Origin of the sequence: Paenibacillus canaveralius, assembly GCF_047238265.1 — a bacterium.
Classification (GTDB): Bacteria; Bacillota; Bacilli; order Paenibacillales; family NBRC-103111; genus Paenibacillus_F.
On sequence record NZ_JBDFMM010000001.1, the window covers coordinates 2,549,925 to 2,568,274 of the forward strand.

General features: G+C 54.6%; 16 protein-coding genes. 10 read left to right on the forward strand and 6 right to left on the reverse strand.

The window, feature by feature from the left end:
- Positions 1 to 6 precede the first annotated feature (6 nt).
- On the reverse strand, positions 7 to 1,005 hold the full coding sequence (locus tag ABC395_RS11765; protein ID WP_413003218.1) for a quinone oxidoreductase family protein: 999 nt from the start codon (positions 1,003 to 1,005) through the stop codon (positions 7 to 9).
- A 141-nt stretch (positions 1,006 to 1,146) separates the two neighbouring features.
- Here ABC395_RS11765 and ABC395_RS11770 point away from each other — a divergent pair, with 141 nt between their 5' ends.
- Positions 1,147 to 2,079 carry a LysR family transcriptional regulator gene (locus tag ABC395_RS11770; RefSeq protein WP_413003220.1) on the forward strand — a complete coding sequence of 311 codons (933 nt, stop codon included), beginning with the start codon at positions 1,147 to 1,149 and terminating at the stop codon, positions 2,077 to 2,079.
- A gap of 265 nt (positions 2,080 to 2,344) precedes the next feature.
- On the opposite strand, the gene ABC395_RS11775 is transcribed toward ABC395_RS11770, so the two are convergent.
- A complete protein-coding gene (locus ABC395_RS11775) occupies positions 2,345 to 3,691 on the reverse strand; it encodes a lytic polysaccharide monooxygenase (RefSeq protein ID WP_413003222.1) in 1,347 nt (448 codons plus the stop codon).
- A gap of 605 nt (positions 3,692 to 4,296) precedes the next feature.
- Between ABC395_RS11775 and ABC395_RS11780 the strand changes: the two genes are divergently transcribed.
- Entirely contained in the window at positions 4,297 to 6,012 is a 1,716-nt protein-coding gene (locus ABC395_RS11780) for an ABC transporter ATP-binding protein (RefSeq protein ID WP_413003224.1), read from the forward strand.
- 276 nt (positions 6,013 to 6,288) lie between these two features.
- On the opposite strand, the gene ABC395_RS11785 is transcribed toward ABC395_RS11780, so the two are convergent.
- The 3 genes from ABC395_RS11785 to ABC395_RS11795 all read right to left on the reverse strand — a co-directional run bounded on the left by ABC395_RS11785 (position 6,289) and on the right by ABC395_RS11795 (position 8,442).
- A complete protein-coding gene (locus tag ABC395_RS11785; RefSeq protein ID WP_413003226.1) occupies positions 6,289 to 7,182 on the reverse strand; it encodes an IS3 family transposase in 894 nt (297 codons plus the stop codon).
- Positions 7,183 to 7,210: 28 nt separating this feature from the next.
- The gene (locus tag ABC395_RS11790; protein WP_413003227.1) at positions 7,211 to 7,462 is read right to left on the reverse strand and encodes a helix-turn-helix domain-containing protein; all 252 of its coding nucleotides are present in this window, start codon (positions 7,460 to 7,462) and stop codon (positions 7,211 to 7,213) included.
- Between the two features lie 239 nt (positions 7,463 to 7,701).
- The gene (locus tag ABC395_RS11795; protein ID WP_413003229.1) at positions 7,702 to 8,442 is read right to left on the reverse strand and encodes an SDR family NAD(P)-dependent oxidoreductase; all 741 of its coding nucleotides are present in this window, start codon (positions 8,440 to 8,442) and stop codon (positions 7,702 to 7,704) included.
- Between the two features lie 136 nt (positions 8,443 to 8,578).
- Here ABC395_RS11795 and ABC395_RS11800 point away from each other — a divergent pair, with 136 nt between their 5' ends.
- From ABC395_RS11800 to ABC395_RS11825, 6 genes are all read left to right on the forward strand, one after another.
- Positions 8,579 to 9,499 carry a LysR family transcriptional regulator gene (locus tag ABC395_RS11800; protein WP_413003231.1) on the forward strand — a complete coding sequence of 307 codons (921 nt, stop codon included), beginning with the start codon at positions 8,579 to 8,581 and terminating at the stop codon, positions 9,497 to 9,499.
- A gap of 201 nt (positions 9,500 to 9,700) precedes the next feature.
- Positions 9,701 to 10,918, forward strand: a complete 1,218-nt coding sequence (hemA, locus tag ABC395_RS11805) for a 5-aminolevulinate synthase (RefSeq protein WP_413003232.1) — start codon at positions 9,701 to 9,703, stop codon at positions 10,916 to 10,918.
- A 65-nt stretch (positions 10,919 to 10,983) separates the two neighbouring features.
- A complete protein-coding gene (locus ABC395_RS11810) occupies positions 10,984 to 11,481 on the forward strand; it encodes a GNAT family N-acetyltransferase (RefSeq protein ID WP_413003234.1) in 498 nt (165 codons plus the stop codon).
- 20 nt (positions 11,482 to 11,501) lie between these two features.
- A complete protein-coding gene (locus ABC395_RS11815) occupies positions 11,502 to 12,326 on the forward strand; it encodes a Gfo/Idh/MocA family protein (protein WP_413003235.1) in 825 nt (274 codons plus the stop codon).
- Entirely contained in the window at positions 12,316 to 12,582 is a 267-nt protein-coding gene (locus tag ABC395_RS11820; RefSeq protein WP_413006812.1) for a hypothetical protein, read from the forward strand. The genes ABC395_RS11815 and ABC395_RS11820 overlap by 11 nt, the downstream gene beginning before the upstream one ends.
- Positions 12,583 to 12,625: 43 nt before the next feature.
- Positions 12,626 to 13,801, forward strand: a complete 1,176-nt coding sequence (locus tag ABC395_RS11825; protein WP_103996179.1) for an MFS transporter — start codon at positions 12,626 to 12,628, stop codon at positions 13,799 to 13,801.
- Positions 13,802 to 14,123: 322 nt separating this feature from the next.
- Here ABC395_RS11825 and ABC395_RS11830 read toward each other — a convergent pair whose 3' ends face one another.
- Positions 14,124 to 14,945 carry an MBL fold metallo-hydrolase gene (locus tag ABC395_RS11830; RefSeq protein ID WP_413003237.1) on the reverse strand — a complete coding sequence of 274 codons (822 nt, stop codon included), beginning with the start codon at positions 14,943 to 14,945 and terminating at the stop codon, positions 14,124 to 14,126.
- 174 nt (positions 14,946 to 15,119) lie between these two features.
- Here ABC395_RS11830 and ABC395_RS11835 point away from each other — a divergent pair, with 174 nt between their 5' ends.
- Positions 15,120 to 16,415, forward strand: a complete 1,296-nt coding sequence (locus ABC395_RS11835; RefSeq protein WP_413003239.1) for an MFS transporter — start codon at positions 15,120 to 15,122, stop codon at positions 16,413 to 16,415.
- A 263-nt stretch (positions 16,416 to 16,678) separates the two neighbouring features.
- Positions 16,679 to 18,349 carry an ABC transporter substrate-binding protein gene (locus ABC395_RS11840; protein WP_413003241.1) on the forward strand — a complete coding sequence of 557 codons (1,671 nt, stop codon included), beginning with the start codon at positions 16,679 to 16,681 and terminating at the stop codon, positions 18,347 to 18,349.
- Position 18,350: the final 1 nt, after the last annotated feature.

An 18,350-nucleotide genomic window follows, 5' to 3' on the forward strand; every position in this document is an offset into this window, starting at 1 on the left:
TTCCTCTCACGCTTCCGTGTCATTCGACAAGGCCAGATTACCGAACTGCCTGCCTTCCTTCATGTAAGTAAAAGCCTGTACCGCATCGCGCATCGGAAACGCTTTGTGCACGACAGGTTTAAGATGGTGTTTGGCCACGAAATCGACCATGGCATGAAATTCTTCCGTGCTTCCCATTGAAGTTCCGATCAAACGGAGCTGAGGGAAAAAGAGGGCGCGCAGCGGAAGTTCGACGGTGTCCCCCGAGCTGGCTCCGAAACTGACGATTCGCCCGTCCGGCCGCAGAATATCGAAGTAGTTGGGGAAGGTGGCGGGACCTATGCTGTCCAGGATTAAATCCGCCTTCACCCCATCGAAGCGGTCTTTCCAGCTTCCGCCGCTTTCAAAACAGTAATCGGCTCCAAGCCCCCGGGCCAGCTCCAGCTTGTGTTCGCTCCGGGAGGAGACACTGACCCGGGCACCGGCCGCTTTGGCCATCTGGAGGGCGATCGTTGCGACACCTCCTCCGATACCGGGGATGACGACGTGCTGCCCCGCCCGAAGACCTCCCCGGGTGAATAACGCGCGGTAGGCGGTCAAGGCCGACAAGCCGAGGACGGACGCCTCTTCCCAAGTGAGATGTGCGGGTTTAGCGACGGCGTTTTCTGCGGGCACGATAATAAAATCGGCGAAAGTCCCGTCGGAGGGACTCCCGATGATTTGAAGATCTTCGGGCAGGGAGTCGGCTTTTTCCCAGTTTAAAGTCGGGTTCAAAATGACTTTCCGGTTCAGCAGCCCCGGGGAGACGTCTTCGCCGATTTCCGTCACGATACCCGCTCCGTCCGAGCCGGGTATCAAAGGGGTATCTCCCGCATTCCGGTCATTTATAACGAACAGATCGCGGTGATTGAGACCTGCTGCGATCAGTTTAACTTTAACTTCTCCGTATCCGGGACGCTTGTCTTCCGCTGTGGAATAAACCAGTCCGTCGATACCGCTTTTTTCTTTATGCAGAACAGCTTTCATAACAAATCCCTCCGGTATAAAAATCATGTGGAAACGTCTACGATCTGACACGTTGAATTTTACACAGGGCGAGGTATCAAGTAAAATCATTAGAAATGAACAAAGGTATCGATTCTACTAATGGAACGACAGGAGGTCGCGATGGAGAGCGGTGATTTGAAAATATTCCGTACGGTGGCTCGCGAAGGAAGTATCACCAAGGCGGCCCAAAGCCTCAACTATGTCCAGTCCAATGTGACCAACCGGATCCGGCTGCTGGAGACGGAGCTTGGAACGCAGCTTTTTTACCGGTCCAGCAAGGGGATGAAGCTGACGGCGGCCGGACAAAATTTACTGGCGTATGCCGATAAAATTGTGATTTTGCTGGAAGAAGCGGTGAAATCCGCCCAGGCGACGGATGTTCCGAAAGGCCCGCTCCGGCTGGGCTCTCTCGAAACGACGGCCGCCATCCATCTGCCGCAGCTGCTGACCCGTTATCACGGTCTGTATCCGGAGGTCGAGCTTTCGCTGATTACATCCGATTCTCATCAATTGATCAGCAAGATCAAAGATTACGAGCTGGACGGAGCTTTCGTATACGGACCGGTTTCACATGAAGAGCTGGTTTGCAGGCCCGCATTCGAGGAAGAACTCGTATTGATTTCGGAGCCGAAAGAAACGGATCTTGCCGGGCTGCTGAAAAAACCGCTGCTGTTTTTCGGATCCGGCTGTTCTCACCGCGACAGAGTCGAAAGATTGCTGGCTAAGGAAGGCGTCGAAGCCCGCCATATGATCGAGTTCGGTACCCTGGAAGCCATTATCGGCGGCGTCTCTGCCGGGCTTGGCGTATCGCTGCTTCCCCGTTCTTCGATCAGCAGAATCGTTCAGGCCAGGGAGGTTTATCTGCATCCCATTCCGGAAGAATTTCGTGAGATCAATGTGGTGTTTGTTTACCGGAAGGATTTGTTTAAAACGCAAGCGTTCAAGCGGTTTCTGGATTTTTTGCGGAATGAAGAGGCAGGGGACGGGGAAGCATCCGTGCATGCGGCACCGGAAGCGGATCAGAGTTCAGCCTCGGGAGCAGATGCAAGCTGAGCGGAAAACGCTTTGCGGGCGCTAAAGTCGTTTGCGCCGGCGTCAGGCAGGTATGCGGAGAGTACTTTTGCGCGGCTTGACCGGCCACCACGCAGCGTCCCAACGCGTACTCGGGATTCAAGCGCGACGGGTGCGGTTTACTGCTGCCGGTGAAAATGACGGAGGGCAGGACCAGCGTCTGGCTGAGAGGCCGGAAGGCGGGAATAAACGAATAAAAAACCGATTCCCGTAAAGATACGGAAATCGGTTTTTGTTGTCGAACCGCTTATTTCAGCTGCCACAGAGCCGGAACGTTGGAAGGCTCCCAGCCTGCGATCGCAGTGTGCGGCTGACGGCACTCGTAAGTGGAGCCGTTGTAAGTCACGAGATTGCCTGTTGTGTAAGCCGTGTTGACCGCCCAGGCGGCAACCGCAGGGCCGGAAGCTGTCGTTACCGACACCGCATTGCTGTTAGCGGACTCGTTGCCTGCGGCATCAATCGCCCGTACCGTAAACGTGTAAGCGGTGCTTGGCGTCAAGCCGGAAACGGTGTAGGAAAGCGTCGAGCCGGAAACCGTGCCCGCAAGCGCCGTACCCTTGTAAATCCGGTATCCTGTCACGCCAACGTTATCGGTTGCGGCATTCCAGCTCAGCGCGACCGACGAGGATGCGGCCGTTCCGGCTGTCAGACCGGCAGGAGCCGTCGGCGCCTGGTTATCGGCAGGAGCCGATCCCGTCGTGAACGTAACCGAATTGCTGGCCGGAGATGTGTTGCCGGCCGCATCAACGGCTTTCACCGTAAAGGTGTAAGCGGTATTCGGCGTGAGGCCGGTTACATTGTAAGACGTAGCGGACCCGCTTGTTGTCGTAACGAGCGTGGAACCGTTATAAACTTTATAGCCGGTTACTCCGACGTTATCCGTCGATGCTCCCCAAGTCAGGGTAGCTGCCGTAGTCGTCACGTTGGAAGCGGCTGCGCCGGCCGGTGCTGTCGGAGCGACAGTGTCGGAAGGATTGCTGCCGCCGAAATTAACGTCGATCACGTTGTAGAAAGCATTCGCTGTATCGGCGATTTCCCAGACAGCCAGGATGACCTGGTAACCTGTTCTTGCCGGAACGTTACAAGTATCGGAGTAAGAGAAAGGAGGCTGTTTGCCGCCATAGTTCACGGAGCAGAAAGGCGTCAGATCGAAAGAGTTTCTGGTCAGTGCGGAATTCGGATCCCAGTTGGCTTTAGTAATGTAGTATTTCCAGCTTGTCGTCGCATGGGCAGCCGTCAGCTTCCATGTGAACGTGTTCGTGCCGGCCGAGATGTTTACTTTGCTCCAGCGGGTTGCGGACTGTTCGTCCAGTTTAGGGAAAGTTCCGCCCCCGCTCCCGATTTTACCGTCGGCAGGACCTGCAGCCGGGAAGCCTTTCGGATACTCAAGGCTTTGAGGCTCATAAACGACAGCTCCGCAGTCTTTGTTGGTTCCCTGCTTACAGAGGTAAGCCCGGCTGCCGGGTGATTCGACATAGCCGTGGGCGGACGCTTTTTGAGCGAGCAAAAGCATGCAGAAAGCAAGGATCAGGGACAATCCGGCGGCGAACAAAATCCGGGTCGTGACGGAGCGGGACATACGAACAGTTGACATAAGTGTGGCCTCCTTTTAATGGGGAATGCTAAGAGAACGGCTTAAAAGTCATTATCCTGGCAGCGGTAGTCCTGGATCATCTCCTTTCTGAGCTTGCGCAATGTGCAGAATGGAAGATTCGCGGGGCAGCGCTTGCGGTTATCCCTCCTTAAAAAGATGGATTTATATAAACTCCGGAGAGCCTATATACATAGAAAAGCGGCGGTAACCGGGAACTTGGGAATGTTCGTGTGAGATGTACGAAGCGGAGCGGGCAGAGTTGCTCGTCGTTCCGGGTCGGTAACCAGGTGACTGGGCGGATATCGAGGTGCGGCTTAAATAGGTTTAAGCGCTTACATATAGGAGGATGTTGACAACTCAATTCGGAGTGAGCGACAGAATCATTTGAAAAGCGGCTTTATACCCGTATCATACAATCTATGCTAAATTTTGACAACCCTTAATTTCATAGATTTAGCAAATTTATTCATAGTTTCGGGTCCCGGCTGGTAAGAGGAAACGGGTAAAATCGAATTTTATCTTTGTTGTTCGTCACGTTTGCACTACAATACAGATAGGCGTGTGTTTTCGTGGGAAACAGAAATAGAAAAGAAAGAGGGATAGGGTTGCTTAAACGTTTTTTCGCGTACTACCGTCCGTACAAAGGATTGTTCATTCTGGATTTCGGCTGTGCCGTCATCGCGGGCTTGCTTGAGCTCGGCTTTCCGCTTGCGGTGAACCTGTTTCTGGACAAGCTTCTTCCAAGCCGGGACTGGTCACTCATAACCTGGGCGTGCATAGCCCTTCTTACGATTTATGTATTGAATATGTTCCTGAATTACGTCGTTACTTATTGGGGCCATATGCTTGGGGTAAATATCGAAACGGATATGAGGAAGAAGCTGTTCGATCATATCCAGAAGCTTTCGTTCCGGTTTTTCGACAACAACAAAACCGGTCATCTTATGACCCGCATAACGAACGATTTGAACGAAATCGGGGAGATTGCCCACCATGGTCCGGAGGATGTTTTCATTGCGATTATGACATTGGTCGGAGCTTTTCTGCTGATGCTTTCGATTCATACTAAACTGGCGCTGTTGACGTTTATCGTCATTCCGCTGCTTGCCTGGTTTGCCATCTATTTTACCAAAAAGATGACACGCACGTATGAAAGGCTGTTCGGCAATGTAGCTGAATTTAACAGCCGGGTGGAAAACAATGTCAGCGGAATCCGTGTTGTCCAGGCGTTCGCAAACGAAGAATACGAGAAGAATTTGTTCAAGGGAACCAACCAGCAGTACCGCCAGACCAAGCTGATGGCCTACAAGCTGATGGCGAAAAGCATGTCGATCAGCTATATGATGATGCGCTTTGTATCGCTTTTTGTCATGCTTTGCGGAACTTACTTCGTCATCGGGGGCGAATTGTCGTACGGCCAGTTTGTCGCGTTTTTGCTACTGTCCAACGTATTCTTCCGTCCGATCGAGAAAATCAATGCCGTGCTGGAAAGCTATCCGAAAGGCATTGCCGGGTTTAAAAGATACATCTCGATCATCGACACCGAGCCCGATGTGGCCGACCGCAAGGACGCGGTGAGCGTGGATAAGCTCAGAGGCGACATCGTTTTCGATTCGGTTACGTTCGGATACGACGATCAGAAGAACATTCTGGAAGAGCTGGACTTGAACATTCGCGCCGGAGAAACGATTGCCTTCGTAGGGCCGTCCGGCGCGGGAAAAACGACGATCTGCAGTCTGCTTCCCCGTTTCTATGACTGCAAAAGCGGCGCTATCCGGATTGACGGAATCGATGTCCGGGATATGACGCTGGAGTCCCTGCGCAGCCAGATCGGAATCGTCCAGCAGGACGTATACTTGTTTGAAGGCACCATCCGGCAAAACATCGCCTACGGCAAGCTGAAGGCAAGCGAGGAAGAAATTTGGGAAGCGGCCCGCCAGGCCCAGCTGGAGGAATTTATCCGGAAGCAGCCGGACGGGATGGAAACGATGATCGGCGAAAGAGGCGTCAAATTGTCCGGAGGTCAGAAGCAGCGTCTCGCAATCGCGAGAATTTTCCTGAAAAATCCGCCGATTCTCATTCTCGACGAAGCGACCTCGGCGCTGGATACGGCCACGGAGCTGGCGATTCAGCAGTCGCTCACCGAGCTGTCGAAAGGGCGGACGACACTGGTTATCGCACACCGGCTTGCCACGATCAAGAACGCCGACCGCATTATCGTCGTGACGGAGCGGGGAGTGGCGGAGGAAGGCTCGCATGGGGAGCTTGTCGCCGCCGGAGGCATTTACAGCGGGCTGCACAAGGCTCAGTTCGGAGTGTAGCTCAGGGCGGAAGTGAACGTCTTTCGGCACATTTGAACGGCCGGAAGCCGGTTGGAGTCCGGCAGCAGCCAGGTTAATAGTCCCGGATGGAGGGGATTCCGATCAGGCGTTTATCAGACCGCCCAGGAACGTAAGGCCGATTGCGTTCGTGCAATCGGTCAGGAGATGCGGCGGAAGTCTGACCGGAAACCAGCCGCCGGTACCTGACGCACGAACAAGAATGGAGCCGCTTATTGAAGTTACCCCCGTCAAGTAGACAGCCTTAAAAAAGCGTCCTTAAGCAACCTTAGTTCGGTATTCTATCGGACTAAGGTTGTTTAGTTTTCCTTGAAAACGTTCGTGGTTGTAAAAATGGATGTACTGTTCTACAGCTTTTACCAGCTGGCCTTCGTTCGAAAAAGTGTGGAGCCGAAGACATTCCGACTTGAAGTGCCCAAAAAAGCTCTCGATACAGGCGTTATCCCAGCAGTTTCCTTTACGCGACATGCTTGCTTTCATCTTCTTGCGCTTCAACAGGGCATGGTACTGCTTATGGGTATATTGAAAGCCCTGGTCGCTGTGAAGCAGCAGATTCGTTACGCGGCGTTTGTGTACGGCTGCTTCTACCGTTTCCAGCACAAGCTTTAGGTTGTTGTGGCGCCCAATTCGGAAGGAAACGACTTCGTTGTTGTACAAGTCATAAATGACCGACAAGTATAGAAAACGAGAGCCGATCGGCAGGTAGGTCACATCCGTAGCCCATTTCGTATTCGGCGCTGTCGCCCCGAACGCCCGGTTCAGTACATTGGCGGATACGACCGTGGCCTCCCGACGACCAAAATACGGTTTTCTGCGTCTGATCCGTGAACGAATCCCTAACTCATTCATCAGCCGGTACACACGTTTGTGATTGACGTTTAGTCCGTAGGTTTTTTTCAGCCATACCCGAATCCGGCGATACCCGTAGATTCCTTTGAGCCGTGTGTGACACTCCAAGATTTTTTCCTTCATTGTGTGCTCTTCTGTACGTTTGGGTGAAGGCTTCCGTTTTGCGGTTCTCCACTTGTAGTACCTACTCCGGACAACGCCTGCCAGCTCACATAGCAGGACGACCGGATAATCGACAGCTAGCGCTTCGATAGCTTGGTAGGTTTGACGCCGCTTTTCTTTTGCCCCCTTTGCAGTTCCCATAGCTTTTTTAGCAGCGCATTTTCTGCTCTTAGCCGCACCAATTCTTCCTCTTGGGACATTGCCTTTTTAGGCCTTCCTTTTCTGGAACCGACCGCGGTTCCTCTTTTTCTTTGAGCCCTTCCATTCCTTCTTGCTCGTAGTGAGCGACCCATCTTCTCACCATTCTGTCGTTAATACCAAGTTTCTTGGCTATTGTTTTATAGCCAAGTCCCTCTTCCAGGAACATGATGACGGCCCGGCGTTTAAAATCTATATCGTAGGTCTTTCGTATTTGTCCCATAAAAAAATCCCCTCCAAGTTAGACTTTAGTGTGCTTTTTACACTGTGTCTACTTAAAGGGGATCATATCATATAAGCGGCTTTTTCTTATGGTGTGCGGCCGCCTTCCGAACAATCCATACCGGCTCCGTCACCCGCAGCGGACCGCTCCTCAGCCGATTGCTCCGGAGGCGCAATTATTTCTATAAAAGCCCCGAGCACACTGCTTATGAAAGAGTCTCCCACACTTTTCGTAAAAAACTACAGAGTCTGCCCGGCATCGGCCGTCAAAATCTGCCCCGTAACCGCCTCCTGCTCCAGCAGGGAGCAAATGATTCCGGCGATATCCTCGGGGGTAGCGATCCGCTGAAGCGGAAGCCTGCCGATGAGCGCGTTCATCGTTTCCTCTCGGCCTTTCCACCAGCGTGTGGCTACCGCCCCCGGAGCTACGCAGTTCACCCGGATCTCCGGCGCGAGCGCCTGGGCCAGAGATTTGGTCAGCCCGTGGACGGCCGCTTTCGATACCGCGTAAGGGATGGAGGAGCCGAGACCCGTAAGTCCGGCTATGGAGCCGACATTGACGATGGCGCCGTTTTTGTTTTTTTTCATCCGGGAAGCGGCGGCTTTGGCGCAGGCAAACATGCCTTTGACATTGACCGCGTACAACTCGTCCCATACGTCTTCCGTGGCCGAATCCAGATCGTTCATGGGAATATGCCGGGTAACGCTGGCATTGTTGACGAGCAGGTCGATCGTCCCGAAACGTTCGCAGATCAGCCCCGCAAGCCCGGCAACTTCGTTTTCCCTGGTTACGTCCGCCCGGAAAGCGGCTGCCCGTCCGCCTTCGCCGTTAATCATCCGCACGGCGGATTCCGCATCTTTCCGGGATTGCGAGTAGCTGATGGCTACGATAGCTCCGCGTCTGGCAAGTTCAAGACTGGTTGCCCGCCCGATGCCGGTGCCTCCTCCCGTTACCCAAGCGACTTTGTTTTGCATGTTCATGTAGGTTCACTCCTTCAAGGGATTGGAAATCATGCTTTCTGTCCTTCAGTTTAAAGGAGGAAAGACATTTAATATATTTGAATGTTTTGAAGGAAGCGTTCAAAATAATAGAATCCAGGAAAGGGAGGAACACCGAATGGATTTCAAAATGTTAAAGTCCTTCGAGAAAATCGTGGAGTATGGAAACTTTGCCCGTGCGGCCGAAGAATTGGCTTACTCGCCTTCGACTATTACGATGCAGATTCAGAAACTGGAAAGCGATTTGGGCGTGCTGCTGTTCGAGCGGGGCAAAAAGATCGCGCTGACCGAGGCGGGCCGGCTCTTTTACGAGCAAAGCATCCCGATCCTGCAGAAGATGGAGCAGCTGCAAAAAACGCTGGCCGATCTCGCGTCAGGCGAGTCGGGACACGTGAGAGTCGGCGTTACGGAACCGACCGCCAGTCGCCAGTTCCCAAGGCTGGTACGGCGGTTTGCGGAACTCTATCCGGGCATCAGCGTCTCCGTCGAGATTGCCGGTACGCCTGTTCTGGCACACAAGATCCTGGCCGGCGAACTGGATTTCGGTTTGGGCTCCTTCCCGGATTCGGCGGCCGGGCTTGATTTCGAGCCTCTTTTTACGGAGGAGTTTCTGCTGCTCGTACCCGCCGGTCATGCTCTGTCACGGGAAGAATCGGTGACATTGTCCCGACTACGGGAAACGCGTCTGCTTGTTACCGCAAGAACGTGTCCTTACCGCAGGAAACTTGAAACGGCGCTGAGGGAAAAGGGGAGCTTTCCGCCGGATACGATGGAGATCGGCAGCATGTCCGCACTCAAATATTATGTCGCCGAGGGCCTCGGCGCAGCGCTCGTTCCCCGCATGGTGCTGGACCCCATACCGGAGGGCACGCACGCGGTTCCCGTGAGAGAGGGCGGGATCAGCATGACGTGCGGCCTGATTTACAGACCGGCAGATTTGCCGTTAAAACGTGCGGGAAAAAACCTGTACGATTTTCTCCTGCAGGAATTCGCCTCACAAAAAGGCATGAACTCTGTCCAAACAGGGTTCGCGAACTAAACGGCTCAAACAATTAAACACCGTCCGGCGGTGTTTTTTCTTTTTCCCATGCTGAGAAGTGGCGAAAAATAATTGACAGAATTGTACAAATTTACAAAAAACCTCTTGATTGTTATATCCGAGTTAACCTATACTATTAATTGGATAGGAGATCCACATACTATAAAATCATACAAAAACAAGTAACTGGAGGGATGAAAGATGTACACGGAAATTGCTGAAAGCAAATTGAACCAATTGAAGGAAAACGGCCAATACCGCGAGTTTGTCACCATTAACCGGCTGCGGACGAAATATCCTATGGCTCTGGTCGATAACCAGGGAGATCACCCGGTGGTCGTATGGTGCAGCAATGATTATCTCGGTATGTCTCAGCATCCCGTCGTTATTGAAGCCATGCACAAAGCGATTGAATTGTACGGAGCCGGCTCCGGCGGTTCCAGAAATATCGGTGGTTCCCACCACTATTACGCGCAGCTGGAAGCTTCTCTTGCGGAATGGCACGGCAAAGAAGCGGCTCTCGTGTTTCCGACGGGCTACGGCTCCAACGATGCCACTCTCCAGTGCCTGGCCCGCATTTTCCCCGACAGTATCATCTTCTCGGACGCTTTGAATCACGCTTCCATCATTAACGGAATCGTCAGTTCGAAAGCGGAAAAAGCCGTCTTCCGGCATAACGACGTACAGCATCTGGAAGAGTTGCTGGCCGCCCAGCCGAGCGACCGGGCCAAAATCATCGTGTTCGAATCGGTGTATTCGATGGACGGGGATATCGCGCCGATCCGTGAAATTGTCCAATTGGCAAAAAAATATAAGGCACTCACGTTCCTGGACGAGGTACATGCCATCGGGATGTACGGACCTAGAGGCGCGGGAATCGCGGCTCAGCTCGGCGTAGCGGATTCGATCGATTTCATCCAGGGAACGATGGCGAAGGGCATCGGGATTATCGGCGGCTACATAACGGGTTCGGCTCCGCTGATCGACAGTGTGCGTTCCTTTGCCTCGGGCTTTATTTTCACAACGTCCCTGCCCCCGGCCGTAGTAGCGGCCTGCTACGCCAGCGTGGAGCATTTGAAACGCTCGGATGCCGAACGGGACGCTCTCCATGCCAAGACGGCCCTGCTGCGCGAAGCATTGGCCGATGCCGGCATTCCGGTGATGGAATCCAGCGAGACGCATATTCTTCCCGTATTGATCGGCGAGGCGAAGAAATGCAAACTGGCGGCGCGCAGACTTCTGGAGAAGCATCATGTTTATCTGCAGCCGATCAACTCGCCGACGGTGCCGGTCGGTACGGAGCGTTTCCGGGTGAATGTGACTCCGAATCATACGGAAGAGCATATCTATGAACTGGTTAACGCGTTAACCGAAGTATTCGAGTATTTCAATATCAAAACGCTGGCTTTGAAAGCCTGACCGATCTTCCGGTCGAAAGGTCGGTTCCGTCAGCCTGCCAACAGATGGAACGGGAGTGATTCAGCATGAACACTAGTCTGACTCTGCGGATAAGAAGGGCTTCGTTTGAAGATATAGGAGAGCTTGTGGAGCTTCGGAAAATTTTGCTCAGCCGGGGCGAGGGACATTATGTTTCCCGTTCCGCCGAAGAAGACCTCGCCTGGCAGAAGGAGTACCGGGATTGGCTCGGAGCCAATCTGAAGGGAAACGACCGTATCCTAGTGGCTGCGGCAAGTCTGGACGACGAAGAAGGAATCTGTGCCTGCGCGATCGGAATTATCGACGACCGGGCCCCGATGAAAGGTTGCCTGAACGGCAAAGTCGGCTGGATTCAGACCGTGGTCGTTCATCCGGATAAGCGGCGTCAGGGGCTGGGCGAAGGAATTATGAATTATGTGTTGTCCTGGTTCCGTGCGAACGAAGTGGGAAAAGTGACGCTCCAGACGACTCCCGCCGCCAAGCGGCTGTATGAGAATCTGGGGTTTTCGGAATCGGGGGAAGATCTTCTGATTAAAGAATTTTGATGATTCCCGGGAGGACATTCATGAACGTATTAATTATCGGACTGGGCTATGCGGGAACCCGCTTCTCGCAAGCCTTTTCCAATCTGGATCCGGCGGTGACGGGCAATGAGCCCGTGGAGATCGCTTATGTGAACCGCAGTCCGAAAACGAACGGCTACCGGTATTTTTCCAACATAGAGGAGGCGCTTAAGGAGTTCGAGCCTTCCATTGTAGTCGTAAGCGTAAACGATGAATATCATATCGACGTAATCAGACAGCTGAAGGATTACCGCGGGTTCGTCATTTGCGAGAAACCGCTGGTACACCCTCAGGACGATCTGGAAACGGTGGAAAGCAGCTTGAAAAATATTTCCGGTTTCGCTCTGGATCTGGTGGAGAGGTACTCGGATGCTTCGCTCACGCTGAAGCAGTATGTGCAGGAGCATAGCCTGCGTCTCGTACGCGCCAATTTTTACTGGGGAAAAGACCGGATCAACGACCACCGGCCTACAAGCGGGGTGATCAGTGAAATTATCCATCCGCTCGATCTCGTGCAGTGGGTGAGCGGCGAAAACGCGGGAGCTGGAGCTGAAAGATCTGCAGGGCATCCGCTCGGATTTCTCCATTTCCGGAACGGCCGTGCTGGACAGTGCGGCGATCACAGCCAGCCTGGCGGGAGCCGTCGTGACAGGCTACAGCAGCTTCGTCAACATTTTGCGCAAGCGGGAAGTGGACCTAGTCTTCGCCTCGCCGGCGAACAAGCTGATTTTCGCGACGATGATCTTCGATACGCCGGTCTGGGATATCGATTATTTGCGGATCTGGGAAAAAACGAATACCGGAGAACGTGTCATCGTGGATCTTAAGACCGAAATCGACGAAAGCCGGCCGGAGCTGAACACGATACGCAAGTTAATCCGGCTCGTTGCCGACGCTTCGGCGTTTGCCGCTTCGGGTACGGAACCTTCCCAGCCGTTCGCGGATTTGCCGAGCTCACTTAAGCTCCAGAAGCTGCTCAATACGATCGACGGGGATGCGAGGACAATCGGCCCAGTGCAGTATGTGGTCGGCTCCGAACGGGAGTTTTTTAATGATGAAACGAACTGGGAACGCCTCGGCTGAGCTTCCGGGCTACCATCGAACAAGATAAGCGAGGGAGATTTCCATGCAAAAAGTTTTACTGCTTACCATCGGCATGTTCGCGTTGGGCTTTGACGCCTATGTGGTGGCGGGTCTGCTTCCCGCAATCGGCTCGGATTTTGCCATCAGCGCATCGCAGTCCGGCCAGGCCGTGAGCGTGTTTACGCTCTGTTACGCACTGGCGGCGCCGATATTCGCCACCATACTCGCCGGCAAACCGGTCCGGCGTATCCTTCTGCTGGCGCTCGTCGTGTTCACGCTGGCCAATGCGGTTACCGCTGTCGCGCCGACCTACACGCTTCTGCTGCTCTCCCGTGCGCTTGCCGGAATCGGAGCGGGGCTGTACTCGCCCCTGGCTGCGGCAGCTGCGGCTGCCCTCGTTTCCAGCGAGAAACGGGGGAGGGCGCTCGGCATGACGCTGGGCGGGATGAGCATGGGGACGGTCATCGGGGTTCCCGTAGGGCTGCTCATTGCCGAGCAGATAGGCTGGCGGGGAACACTTTGGGCCGTAACGGCACTCGGCGTCATTGCGATAATCGGCATTACCGCGTGGTTTCCGAACTTTCCGGCGGCGGCTCCGCCGTCCCTGCGTCAGCGTCTTGCCATGATGACGAATGGGCGGGTTGCCGCTACCGTAGGCATCACGTTTATTACGAGCGTTGCGAGTCTCGGACTGTACACGTACGTGGCGTCCGTTCTTCAGGATCTGGGCGACATCCAGACGATCACCCCGTACTTATGGGCGTGGGGGATCGGCGGGGTCATCGGCAGCTTTTCCATCGGAACGCTCATTGACCGTACGGGACGTCCCGGTCTGCTGATGACCGTCATTCTGGCGCTGATGGCGCTGGCTGTCTTCGTTCTTCCTGCCGGGATTCACTACACGCTCGCGGCTTTCGCGGCATTTGTCGTGTGGGGGGCGACCGGCTGGGCTTCCCAGGCTCCGCAGCAGCATGTGCTGCTTGTCCTTCAGCCCGAACACGGGCCCGCCGCCGTTGCGCTGAACAGCTCCGCGAATTATCTCGGCAGCGCGGTAGGCTCCGCGCTCGGCGGAGCGGTCCTGCTTGCGGGGCTGGCACCCGGGCAGCTGCCGATCGCGGCGGGAGCGCTGATTGCGGCGGCGCTGCTCGGGCAGATCTGGATCGTTTCGCGCGGCCGGGGCTTTGCCAAAACCGGCCGTGAAGAGAAGATCCAGTCCTGAGCCGTAGGCTTCGGCGTGGATACAAAAAGACCTTTCGGCCGCCTAGCGGCATGAAAGGTCTTTTTGCCGACCGCGCCAGCCGACCGCGCCAGCCGACCGCGCCAGCCGACCGCGCCAGCCGACCGCGCCAGCCGACCGCGCCAGCCGACCGCGCCAGCCGACCGCGCCAGCCGACCGCGCCAGCCGACCGCGCCAGCCGACCGCGCCAGCCGACCGCGCCAGCCGACCGCGCCAGCCGACCGCGCCAGCCGACCGCGCCAGCCGACCGCGCCAGCCGACCGCGCCAGCCGACCGCGCCAGCCGACCGCGCCAGCCGACCGCGCTATCGGCCGGCGTACTCGCTCCGGATGATACGGACGTTCTCGTCATGGCAGCCGTCCGTAAAAGCGGAGCGGTAAGCGTGCGCGTCCCGGAGCGCGAGCAGAGCGTCGCCGTCGTCAGCCTGAACGGCCGCGATCAGGCTTTGCAGATAATGGTCCGCGAGCTCCAGCCGGCGCTCCATTTCGCGGACGTCTCCGGTCGCCTGCCCGTGTCCGGGAACAAGCAGCTTCAAGACATGGGTGCGGTAAATGTGCCGGACCGTGTCCAATGTCCCTTCATATGCTTTGGCGCTGTCATAAATGAAAGGAAGCTCAAAATCCGACAAATAATCCCCGGCGATCAGTACGCCCGGCGGCTCGACTACCGTCATCAACCCGTCCGGAGTATGACCGGGAGCGAGGTAGAAAGTGAGGGAGGTTTCACCGAGCTGAAACACCTGGCCGTTACCGGCCGCGGCGATATCGATATGCGGAAACTCGACGGGATAATCTCTGTCGATATAGTGGCCGGCATCGAACGAAGTGATGAGCGCCAGCTTTTTTTCTTTCTCCGGATGGTTCAGCAGCCCTTTGCTCCCGATCGTGACAGCCCCCGGGAACGCCCGATACCCGATGATATGGTCGAAATCGCCGTGGGTAAACAGGACATAAACCGGCCGGCCGCCCCGTACGGCTTCGACATGCTGCCGGATTTCTTCGATTTCCCGAGGCAGCCAGTTTGGATCGGCGATCAGGACGAGATCATCCGTTACGATCACGGTCGAAGTTGTTTTATAGACCGCGCTTTGAAAAACAGTTACCTGTCCGCTGCGATACTGGATCATAGGGTTCACAATCTCCTTGCTTCATGGACGAATTGCGTCCGGCATTTACAAGAAATTGTAGCATCCAAAGACGGAGAAAGGAACCGGGCGGAATCGCCTTTTGGAAGAAACTTTTTATTCACCGCCGAATGAAAAAAGATACCGCTTACCTGCGAAATGAGTTATGCTTAGGGTATGACGAACTTTCTCAACGAATGGAAAACCCAACTGCTCGAATACAGCCGGAACATTCGTCTTTTTTTCGTGTTTATTTTCGTGTGGAATACGGGTCTGGGCATGTTCGGGCTCGTGTACAATTTGTACGTCCGCGCTCTCGGCTACGATCAGACGATGGTTGGACAGTTGGTCGGAATGACGGCCATAGCATCCGCAATCATATTAATCCCGGCGGGAATAATGAATGACAGATTCGGGCCCAAGCGGATCGTATCCGCCGGTCTCTTTTTTGTGCTGCTGGCGCTTACCGCCCGCTCTCTTTTCGAGTTTAAAAACGCCCTGCTCGTTACTTCGTTTCTGGGCGGAATGTCGCAGGCGGTCGTATCGGCTACGATCATCCCTTTTATGGCGAACAATTCAACGCCCAGGCAGCGGGTTCACTTGTTTAGCTTCAACATGGCGCTGAGTATGTTCGCAAGCGTGGCGGGAAATATGCTGGGCGGCGTTTTGACGGACATGTTCCAGTTTGCCTTCGGCATCTCGGAAGTGCTCAGCTTGAGAACGACTTTGCTGATCGGCGTCGGGACGATGGCACTCGGACTCATTCCCGTACTCATGTATACATCGGAAGCTTCCGGAGAAAAGGAAGAAAGGGAGGATAGAAGAGCCGGTCCCAAACCCGGCTGGCGGCAAACGGCAGTCAGGCACAAGTCTTCGCTGCAAATTATCGCGCTTTTCGCGTTTTTGAGCCTTCTGTCTTCGACGGCGGGCGGCATGATCGTGCCTTATTTGAACGTGTATTTCGAGGACAGGTTCGATGCTTCCAAAACGATGATCGGTTTTATCGTGTCACTGGGTCAAGGGGCCACTGCGCTTGCTTTCCTGCTCGGCCCTGCCATCGCGCGCAAAATCGGCGAAGCGAGAGCGGTCGTCCTGCTCCAGCTGAGTTCGATTCCTTTTCTGCTGATCACGGCGTACTCGTCCAATTTTACGCTGGCGAGCGTAGGATACTTGTTCAGACAGGCGCTGATGAATGCGGCAAATCCTTTTTACAGTACGATCAAAATGAAGTATGTCCACCGCTCGATGAGGGGACTTGCGTCCAGCTCCGGGGAAGCGATGTTCAATCTGGGCTGGTTTCTGGCCTCTCCGGTCAGCATGGGGCTTGTGGCGACTTACGGTTCTTACTACGGTTACGCCTATGCTTTCAGCATTACGGCCGTCGTGTATACGGTGATTTGTATTCTGTTCCATGTGTTCTTCGGCAAAGAACGATTTAAGCCGGCGGAAGAAGCCGAACAGACAGCCGGGTAACAGACGATAAGAACGGGACGCTTCCGGGAGGAGGTGTCCTTTTTTTATTTTACGACCTGATTCCCAAGGATTGACAGAAATAAAAGGTGTGGCTATAATCATAACATACTAATATTATCGGTTTAATCAGATATCGACCAGGCTGCTGGAGATACGGTCTTTCCCGGAGGAAAGCTGTGTCTCCTTTTTTTGTGGGACCGGGTAAGCCCATATCCGAAAAGGGATCTGAGCAGGACATAAAACCAATGAAATGGAGAGGACCTATGATTTCATCCAGACGTAGTTTTCACAAGACTGTTTTAACTGCACTTATTCTCGTGATCGTGTCCGGCTGCGGAGGAAACGCGGGAAATACCGGCAGCGCAAATCCTCCGGCATCTGAAAATGGAGCAGCCGGTACGCCGTCGGCCGTTCAAGGCGGCACATTTACGTACGCGCTCGCCGGATCGCCGTCGGGACTCGACCCCAATGTGGTGCCCGCCGCGCTGGATTACCGGGTGATGCGCTCCATTTACGACAGTCTTGTCGTTCAGCTGCCGGATGGGACCATCAAACCGTGGCTCGCCGAGGAATGGACGGTTTCACCGGACGGCAAAACGTACACGTTCAAGCTGCGCAAGGACGTTAAGTTTCATGATGGAACTCCTTTTAATGCGGCTGCGGTGAAAACGAATTTCGACAGGATCGTGAATCCGGCTACGAAATCCCGGTTCGCGGTTACTCTGCTGGGCCCGTACGAATCGTCCGAAGCGGTCGACGAACACACCGTAAAAGTTCGGCTGAAATCGCCTTACAGCGCGTTCCTGAGTTCGCTGAGCCAGGCTTTTCTCGGAATCGTGTCGCCGGCGGCCGCCGAAAAATACAAGGACCAGTTGACGAAAAACCCCGTCGGCACCGGACCCTTCAAATTCGTAAGCTGGACCGAAAATTCAGCCGTCACGCTGCAGCGCAATCCCGACTACAAATGGCCGCCGGAGCCGGCGGACAATCAAGGCGCGCCTTACATAGACAAGCTCGTATTCAAAATTATTCCCGAAGAGGCGACCCGTATCGGCAGTGTGCAAAGCGGGCAGGTTTCGGCGGGTGAGACGGTTCCTCCCCAGAATTTCGTCTCGTTGAAAAAGGACCCGAACGTTCAACTGTTTCAGGCGGAGTCCTCGGGCATCCCCTACACGCTGATGCTGAATCAGGATCATGCGCCATGGAACGAGCTGGACGCCCGCAAGGCCGTCCAACTGTCGATTGACTTCGACGCCATCGTCAAAACGCTGTATCTCGGCGCGTACACGAGAGCCTGGTCTCCGCTGACTCCCTCCGTGCTCGGCTATAACGCCTCTCTGGAAGGAGCTTTGAAACCCGATCCGGACGAAGCGGGACGTCTGCTTGACGGGTTGGGCTGGACGAGAGGGGCAGACGGAATCCGTGAGAAAAACGGCAAAAAGCTGACGATTCATTATATCGACGCCTCGCCGAACAGGGAGAAGCGCAACGACATTGCGGCAATGATCCAGCAGCAGTTGAAAAAAGCCGGTATCGCCGTCGAAGTCGAAATTTTGGCCGACACAACGACAGCTCTGATGGTCAAGGGGACGAATGATCTGGTCGGCGTCAGCAACGTTTCGGGCGACCCGGACATTTTGCGTAGCTTTTTTCACACGAATGCCATTCCGAAAGACGGGAAATGGGGACACAATCACACCCATAAATCCGATCCCAAGGTAGACGCCTGGCTGGAAGAGGGGCTTAGAGAGCAGGACCCGAAGAAGCGGGCGGAGATTTATAAGCAGGTTCAGTCGTATCTCATTGAAAATGCGTACGGGTTTCCCGTCTATGTATTTCCGTACACCGTCGCGGCAGGTAAAAACGTGAGCGGACTTAAATTCGATTCATTGGGTTATCCGTTGTTCTATGACGTAAGCCTGAAAAAATCGTAAC

Bases quoted from the DNA above. Each gene is read 5' to 3' on its own strand.
- ABC395_RS11765 (WP_413003218.1), bottom strand. From the start codon at position 1,005: ATGAAAGCTGTTCTGCATAAAGAAAAAAGCGGTATCGACGGACTGGTT.
- ABC395_RS11770 (WP_413003220.1), top strand. From the start codon at position 1,147: ATGGAGAGCGGTGATTTGAAAATATTCCGTACGGTGGCTCGCGAAGGA.
- ABC395_RS11775 (WP_413003222.1), bottom strand. From the start codon at position 3,691: ATGTCAACTGTTCGTATGTCCCGCTCCGTCACGACCCGGATTTTGTTC.
- ABC395_RS11785 (WP_413003226.1), bottom strand. From the start codon at position 7,182: ATGGGAACTGCAAAGGGGGCAAAAGAAAAGCGGCGTCAAACCTACCAA.
- ABC395_RS11790 (WP_413003227.1), bottom strand. From the start codon at position 7,462: ATGGGACAAATACGAAAGACCTACGATATAGATTTTAAACGCCGGGCC.
- ABC395_RS11795 (WP_413003229.1), bottom strand. From the start codon at position 8,442: ATGAACATGCAAAACAAAGTCGCTTGGGTAACGGGAGGAGGCACCGGC.
- ABC395_RS11800 (WP_413003231.1), top strand. From the start codon at position 8,579: ATGGATTTCAAAATGTTAAAGTCCTTCGAGAAAATCGTGGAGTATGGA.
- hemA (WP_413003232.1), top strand. From the start codon at position 9,701: ATGTACACGGAAATTGCTGAAAGCAAATTGAACCAATTGAAGGAAAAC.
- ABC395_RS11810 (WP_413003234.1), top strand. From the start codon at position 10,984: ATGAACACTAGTCTGACTCTGCGGATAAGAAGGGCTTCGTTTGAAGAT.
- ABC395_RS11815 (WP_413003235.1), top strand. From the start codon at position 11,502: ATGAACGTATTAATTATCGGACTGGGCTATGCGGGAACCCGCTTCTCG.
- ABC395_RS11825 (WP_103996179.1), top strand. From the start codon at position 12,626: ATGCAAAAAGTTTTACTGCTTACCATCGGCATGTTCGCGTTGGGCTTT.
- ABC395_RS11830 (WP_413003237.1), bottom strand. From the start codon at position 14,945: ATGATCCAGTATCGCAGCGGACAGGTAACTGTTTTTCAAAGCGCGGTC.
- ABC395_RS11835 (WP_413003239.1), top strand. From the start codon at position 15,120: ATGACGAACTTTCTCAACGAATGGAAAACCCAACTGCTCGAATACAGC.
- ABC395_RS11840 (WP_413003241.1), top strand. From the start codon at position 16,679: ATGATTTCATCCAGACGTAGTTTTCACAAGACTGTTTTAACTGCACTT.